At 72.0% G+C, this 6,511-nt stretch carries 7 protein-coding genes; 5 read left to right on the top strand and 2 right to left on the bottom strand.

All coding sequences use genetic code 11. The features are described from left to right. Window positions 1-162 precede the first annotated feature (162 nt). The 3 genes from proC to ACFYML_RS28425 all read left to right on the top strand — a co-directional run bounded on the left by proC (window position 163) and on the right by ACFYML_RS28425 (window position 2,044). Window positions 163-981: a pyrroline-5-carboxylate reductase gene (proC, locus tag ACFYML_RS28435; RefSeq protein ID WP_387272156.1), complete on the top strand. Its 819-nt coding sequence runs from the start codon at window positions 163-165 to the stop codon at window positions 979-981. Window positions 982-1,066: 85 nt separating this feature from the next. Next, entirely contained in the window at window positions 1,067-1,417 is a 351-nt protein-coding gene (locus ACFYML_RS28430) for a DUF2203 domain-containing protein (RefSeq protein ID WP_387423538.1), read from the top strand. 144 nt (window positions 1,418-1,561) lie between these two features. Next, window positions 1,562-2,044 (top strand): GNAT family N-acetyltransferase, encoded by a 483-nt coding sequence (locus ACFYML_RS28425; RefSeq protein ID WP_387423537.1) that lies wholly within the window; start codon window positions 1,562-1,564, stop codon window positions 2,042-2,044. A 71-nt stretch (window positions 2,045-2,115) separates the two neighbouring features. Here ACFYML_RS28425 and ACFYML_RS28420 read toward each other — a convergent pair whose 3' ends face one another. Continuing rightward, entirely contained in the window at window positions 2,116-2,805 is a 690-nt protein-coding gene (locus tag ACFYML_RS28420) for an NADPH-dependent F420 reductase (protein ID WP_387423536.1), read from the bottom strand. Window positions 2,806-3,051: 246 nt separating this feature from the next. On the opposite strand from ACFYML_RS28420, the gene ACFYML_RS28415 reads away from it, so the two are divergent. After that, the gene (locus tag ACFYML_RS28415; protein ID WP_387423535.1) at window positions 3,052-3,855 is read left to right on the top strand and encodes an SGNH/GDSL hydrolase family protein; all 804 of its coding nucleotides are present in this window, start codon (window positions 3,052-3,054) and stop codon (window positions 3,853-3,855) included. A gap of 175 nt (window positions 3,856-4,030) precedes the next feature. Here the strand turns inward: ACFYML_RS28415 and ACFYML_RS28410 are convergent, their stop codons facing one another. After that, entirely contained in the window at window positions 4,031-4,519 is a 489-nt protein-coding gene (locus ACFYML_RS28410; RefSeq protein ID WP_387423534.1) for a glutathione peroxidase, read from the bottom strand. Between the two features lie 141 nt (window positions 4,520-4,660). On the opposite strand from ACFYML_RS28410, the gene ACFYML_RS28405 reads away from it, so the two are divergent. Next, a complete protein-coding gene (locus ACFYML_RS28405) occupies window positions 4,661-6,286 on the top strand; it encodes a glycosyl hydrolase family 18 protein (RefSeq protein ID WP_387423533.1) in 1,626 nt (541 codons plus the stop codon). The last annotated feature ends 225 nt before the right edge of the window (window positions 6,287-6,511 follow it).

Raw genomic sequence — 6,511 nt, 5'->3', positions numbered from 1 at the left:
GGGGCGGGGGGGGGCGCGCCGCCCGGGGTGGGTGTGTGGGGGGGCGGGGTGGGGGTGCGCGCGGGGTTTTATTTGGGGGGGGGGGGGTGAGGGGGGGGGGGGGGGGGGCGGCGGGGGGGGGCCCCCCCCCCCGCCCCGCCTCGACCGAGAGAGGTACCGCCCATGGCACCCGAGGTGCACACCGTCGCCGTGATCGGCGCCGGCAAGATCGGCGAGCTGATGCTCTCCGGCCTGCTCCGCTCCGGCTGGCCGGTCGAGCGGCTGCTCGCCACCGCCCGGCGACCCAGCCGTGCCGAGGAGCTGACCGCCCGGTACGGCGTACGGGTGGTGGACAACCTCGTCGCGGTGGACGAGGCGGAGGTGCTCGCCGTCTCGGTCAAGCCACAGGACGCGGCGGCGCTGCTCGACGAGATCGGCCCGAAGGTGCCGGCCGACAAGCTGGTCATCTCGCTCTGCGCCGGCCTGCCCACCACCTTCTTCAGCCGCCGGCTGCCGGAGGGCACCCCGGTGATCCGGGTGATGACCAACACGCCGGCGCTGGTGGACGAGGCGATGAGCGCCATCTCCGCCGGCGCGCACGCCACCGGCGCGCACCTGGCCCTCGCCGAGGAGATGTTCAAGCCGCTCGGCGCCACCATCCGGGTGCCCGAGTCCCAGCAGGATGCGGTGACCGCCCTCTCCGGCTCCGGTCCCGCCTACTTCTACCTGCTGGTCGAGGCCATGATCGACGCCGGCATCCTGCTCGGCCTGCCCCGGCAGGTGGCGCACGAGCTGATCGTGCAGACCGCCATCGGCTCGGCGGTGATGCTCCGCGACTCCGGCGAGCACCCGGTCAAGCTCCGCGAGGCGGTCACCTCGCCGGCCGGCACCACCATCTCCGCCATCCGCGAGCTGGAGAACCACGGCGTACGCGCGGCCATGCTGGCGGCGCTGGAGGCGGCCCGCGACCGCGCCCGGGAACTGGCCGCCCAGGCCGACTGAGGCGGCAGGCACGAGCCACGGCGCGAGGTCGCCCCCAACCGTCGCTGGCGGTGCCCCCGGTGGGTTGGTGCCGCATACTGGCCCGGTGTTCACTCTCGCCCAGGCGCGACACCTGGTGGCCACGCTACGGCCGCGCATCGACGAGCTGATCCGGCTCCGCGCCGACCTCGCCGAGCTGCGGGTCGACCTGGCCGAGCACGGGGTCAGCGCGCTCGGCGGGTTGGCCGAGGTGAAGGCCCTCGAAGCCCGGCTGCACGCCGTCCTCGAGGAGATCCACCAGCACGACATCCAGGTCAAGGGGATCGCCCCGGTGCTGCTGGACTTCCCCGGCGAACGGAGCGGCCGGGCGGTGCTCTGGTGCTGGCTGGAGGGGGACGACGAGGTGCGCTGGTACCACCGGGTGGAGTGCGGCTTCGCCGGCCGCCGCCCGATCTGACCGCCCCTCCGGCACGGCCGGCCCACCCGCGCCGGCCCGTCCCGACGGTTCCACCGCGCGTCCAAGCCGGACCGGGCCGGTGCGGCCAGCCACGCGCCCGGACCGGGCGGAGCGTGCCGTCGCTGGCCGGGTACGGTGCCGTTCATGGTCGACGCACGCCCGGCGACGCCGGATGACGCTGCCGAGCTGGTCCGGTTGCGCGGCCTGATGCTCGCGGCGGTGAAGGGTGCGGATCCGCCGCCGGGCCCGTGGCAGGACGTCGCGCGGGCGCAGCTGCGGGAGTGGCTGGCCGAGCCGGAGCCGTCGATGGCTGCCTTCGTGGTCGACGCGCCGGACGGGACGCTGGCCGCCTGCGCGGTCGGCACGATCGAGCGCCGGCTCGGCGGCCCGGACAACCCGAACGGCCTGACCGGGTACGTCTTCAATGTCAGCACCGATCCCGTCCACCGCCGGCGCGGCCACTCCCGGGCCTGCCTGACGGCGCTGCTGGGCTGGTTCCGCGAGCGGGGCGTGCGGCGGATCGACCTGCGGGCCTCCGCGGCGGGACGGCCGCTCTACCGCTCGCTCGGCTTCCAGGAGACCCGCGACCCGAACATGCGGCTCGCGCTCCCGCCGCAGGCGGTCTGACCGCCCGGACACCGCGGCGCAACCGGCGCGTCCGGAGGACGGGAAGCTTCCCCGCCCTCCGGACGGGACGGTCAGCTGTCGGCGTAGCGGCGGGCGGCGGCGAGGGCGGCGCGCAGCCGCTCCGCGTCGACCGGTGCCGGCCGCTCCCAGTCGTTGGCCGGGTCGGCCGAGTAGAGGGCGGCGTACGCGGTGGTGTCGCGCTGGAACCGCCAGCCCTCGGCGAGCGGGCCCACGTCGACCGCGTCGTAGCCGAGTGAGTCGAGGAACCCGGCGACGGTGCCCTTGGCGGCCGCGTCGTCGCCGGCGATCGGCAGGGCGGTACGGTCCGCCGCGCCGGCCGACCGGGCCAGGGCGAGCAGGTGCTTGAAGTAGATGTTGTTGAAGCCCTTGACCACCCGCGCCTGGGGCAGGTGCCGCTGGAGCAGCTCGCTCGTGGTGGTCGACTCGTCGTCCAGCTCCGGGAACCGCCCGTCCCGCTCCGGGTAGTAGTTGTTGGTGTCGATGACGATCTTGCCGGCGAGCGGCTCGGCCGGCACCGCCCGGTAGGCCCGCAGCGGGATGGTGACCACCACGAGGTCGCCGGCCGCCGCCGCCTCGGCCGGGGTGGCGGCGCGGGCCCGGGGGCCCAGTTCGTCTACCAGTTCCTTGAGCGTCTCCGGGCCACGCGAGTTGCTGAGTACCACGTCGTGACCGGCGGCCACCGCCAGTCGGGCCACCGTGCCGCCGATGTTGCCGCTGCCGATCAGTCCCACAGTTGTCATGTCCGGTGCCAACCGCACGACGGCGACCGGCATTCCCGACCAAGGTGGTCGGTTATTCGGCGGCCTGGCATCCGGTCGGGGGGTCGCCTCCGCCTGGCGAAAACCTTCACCAGCCGGGTTTGGATTGATAATGATTTGTATCTATAAGGGTCTATCGACGAACCCTGCGAATTGTTGATCTTCCGTCCGGACCCGATCCATTGATATCTATCTCCCACCACCACTTCCCACCCCCAGGAGTGCGACGTGCGGAGATCCCGTCTTGCCACCCTCGCCCTGACCCTGGCGTCCTCGCTCGGGTTTACCCTGGCCCTGGCCGCCCCCGCCCAGGCCGCCCCCGCCGACCGGTACGTCGCGCTCGGCGACTCGTACGCCTCCGGCGTCGGCGCCGACAGCTACACCTCCGAGAGCGGGTCCTGCCTGCGCAGCACCAACGCCTATCCCGCGCTCTACAACACCAACATCAGGCCGGCCTCGTACCGCTCGGTGGCCTGCTCGGGCGCGACCACGACGGACGTCATCAACAGTCAGCTCTCAGCGCTGTCCTCGACCACCACCCTGGTCAGCGTCACCGTCGGCGGCAACGACGTCGGCTTCGCCAACATCATGACCACCTGCGTCCTGCAGGGTGAGAGCCAGTGCGTGGCGGCCGTGCAGGCCGCCGAGGACAAGGCCCGGACCGAGCTGCCCGGCAAGCTCGCCAACGTCTACAACGGCATCAAGAGCCGGGCGCCCTCGGCCCGGGTGGTGGTCGTCGGCTACCCGGTCTTCTACCAGCTCGGCACGGTCTGCGTCGGGCTCAGCGCGACCTCCCGAGCGAAGATCAACGAGGGCATCAACCTGCTCGACGACATCACCAGGACGGCCGCGACCTCCGCCGGCTTCAAGTTCGCCGACGTCCGGTCGATCTTCGTCGGCCACCAGCTCTGCAGCTACGGCGAGAAGTGGCTGCACGCGTTGAACTACCTCAACCTGACCGTCTCGTACCACCCGACGGCCGCCGGGCAGTCCGGCGGCTACTACCCGGTCTTCCGCTCCGTCGCGGGCTGACCGCCTCCGGGGCCGCGCCGATTCCCGTAGCGGGGTCGGCGCGCCCGCTGAGCCGACCGATCCGCCCGTCCGAACCGTCGCGGACGGGCTCGCTGGCTGCGCTTTCCCGGAAAGAGTGGCTATTTCGTGTTGAACAGCCACTCTTTCCGGCAATTAGGGCGGATCTTGAGCGCGGTCAGGCGGGCAGCACCTTCTCGATCGCGGCCCGCAGCTCGGCGGCGTCCGGGGTGACCTGCGGGGCGAACCGGGCGGCGACCGCGCCGTCCGGAGCGACCAGGAACTTCTCGAAATTCCACCGCACGTCGCCGGTGTGTCCCTCGGCGTCCGGCGTGGACACCAGCTCGGCGTAGAGCGGGTGCCGGCCCGGCCCGTTGACGTCGACCTTCTCCGTCAACGGGAAGGTCACGCCGTAGTTGACCTGGCAGAATTCCTCGATCTCCGCGGCCGTGCCGGGCTCCTGTCCGGCGAACTGGTTGCAGGGCACCCCGAGCACGGTCAGGCCCCGGTCGGCGTACTCGTCGGCGAGGGCCTGGAGGCCGGCGTACTGCGGGGTGAGGCCGCACCGCGAGGCCACGTTGACCACCAGCAGCGCGCGGCCGCGGTACCGCGCGAGGTCGGCGGGGCCGCCGGTGAGGGCGTCGATCTGCACGTCGAAAACGGTCATGTGGCGAGGCTACGCGCCCGCCGGGACCGATCGGCGCGGGCACAGGAAATCGACGCATCTACATCTTGACGAAGTGATGACGCGTGAGTAGCGTCTCAGCATCAATCTGGAAAGTTTCCTAACTGTTTAGGGAGACGCCGTATGAAGAGATCGCTCCGCCAGGCCCTCTGGGCCACCGGTGCCGTGGTCGCGCTGGCGGTCGCGGCGGTACCGATGGCGACCGCGTCCGCCGCGGGCAGCGTGACCGCCACCTTCACCAAGGTGCAGGACTGGGGGACCGGTCACGAGACGAAGGTGACCGTCACCAACGGCACCAGCGCCAGCGTGGACACCTGGCGCATCGAGTTCGACCTGCCCGCGGGCACCACCATCAGCACCTTCTGGGACGCCGACGTCACCAGCAGCGGCAACCACTACGTCGCGGTGAAGAAGAGCTGGGCCGGCCCGCTCGCCCCCGGGGCCAGCTTCAGCTGGGGCTACAACGGCACCGGGGCGTACAAGGCACCGCTCAACTGCACCGTCAACGGCGCCTCCTGCACCGGTGGCACCCCGCCGCCCACCACGACCCCGCCGACGACCACCCCGCCCACCACGGCTCCGCCCACCACTCCGCCACCGACCACCCCGCCGCCCACGACCCCGCCGCCGACCGGGGGCAAGAAGGTCGTCGGCTACTTCGCCGAGTGGGGCGTCTACGCCCGCAACTACCACGTCAAGAACATCCACACCAGCGGGTCGGCGGCCAAGCTCACCCACATCCTGTACGCGTTCGGCAACACCAGCGGCGGTCGGTGCAGCATCGGCGACAGCTACGCCGACTACGACAAGGCGTACACCGCGGCGGACAGCGTCGACGGCGTGGCGGACACCTGGGACCAGCCGCTGCGCGGCAGCTTCAACCAGCTCCGCAAGCTGAAGCGGATGTACCCGAACCTCAAGGTGCTCTGGTCCTTCGGCGGCTGGACCTGGTCGGCCGGCTTCACCCAGGCCGCGCAGAACCCGGCCGCGTTCGCCGACTCCTGCTATGCCCTGGTCAAGGACCCGCGCTGGGCGGACGTCTTCGACGGCATCGACGTCGACTGGGAGTACCCGAACGCCTGCGGCCTGCAGTGCGACAGCAGCGGACCGAACGCCTTCAAGAACGTGGTCAGCGCGCTGCGCAGCAAGTTCGGCGCCAACTTCCTGGTCACCGCGGCGATCACCGCCGACGGCAGCAGCGGCGGCAAGATCGACGCGGCCGACTACGCCGGCGCCACGCCGTACCTCAACTGGCTGATGCCGATGACCTACGACTACTTCGGCGCGTTCAACGCCCAGGGGCCCACCGCCCCGCACTCCCCGCTCTACTCGTACGCCGGCATCCCGCAGCAGGGCTTCTGGGCGGACGCGGCGATCCAGAAGCTCAAGGGCAAGGGGGTCCCGTCCGACAAGCTGCTGCTCGGCGTCGGCTTCTACGGCCGCGGCTGGACCGGGGTGACCCAGTCCGCCCCGGGCGGCACCGCCACCGGCCCGGCGCCCGGCACCTACGAGCAGGGCATCGAGGACTACAAGGTGCTCAAGAACAGCTGCCCGGCGACCAGCACCGTGGGCGGCACGGCGTACGCCAAGTGCGGCAGCAACTGGTGGAGCTACGACACCCCGTCCACCATCGGCGGCAAGATGACCTACGCGAAGAACCAGGGCCTCGGTGGCGCGTTCTTCTGGGAACTCTCCGGTGACACCAGCAACGGCGAGCTGATCGGCGCCATCAAGGGCGGCCTCGGCTGAGCCGAGGGCCGACGCATCACCCACCCGGCGGGGAGGGGCCGCACCGGCCCCTCCCCGCCCGGCTGTCCGGCCCCGCCCGCCGAGCCGGCTGAGCCGCCCGCGCGCCGGACCGGCTGACCGGGGTGGTCGAGGCAAGATGGAACGGCCGCGCGCCGTCGCCAGGGACGTGACCGACATTCCGGTACGACGGCTCGACAAGCGGGGAGGTCGATGTGGCACACTCGC

This window comes from Micromonospora sp. NPDC007230, assembly GCF_042869115.1.
Taxonomy (GTDB): Bacteria; Actinomycetota; Actinomycetes; order Mycobacteriales; family Micromonosporaceae; genus Micromonospora.
The sequence above is the reverse complement of the archived record's forward strand: the minus strand, read 5'-3'. Positions and strand labels throughout refer to the sequence as shown.

Coding starts and splice junctions, on each gene's coding strand:
- ACFYML_RS28410 (WP_387423534.1), bottom strand. CDS start 4,519: ATGACCGTTTTCGACGTGCAGATCGACGCCCTCACCGGCGGCCCCGCC.
- proC (WP_387272156.1), top strand. CDS start 163: ATGGCACCCGAGGTGCACACCGTCGCCGTGATCGGCGCCGGCAAGATC.
- ACFYML_RS28425 (WP_387423537.1), top strand. CDS start 1,562: ATGGTCGACGCACGCCCGGCGACGCCGGATGACGCTGCCGAGCTGGTC.
- ACFYML_RS28420 (WP_387423536.1), bottom strand. CDS start 2,805: ATGACAACTGTGGGACTGATCGGCAGCGGCAACATCGGCGGCACGGTG.
- ACFYML_RS28405 (WP_387423533.1), top strand. CDS start 4,661: ATGAAGAGATCGCTCCGCCAGGCCCTCTGGGCCACCGGTGCCGTGGTC.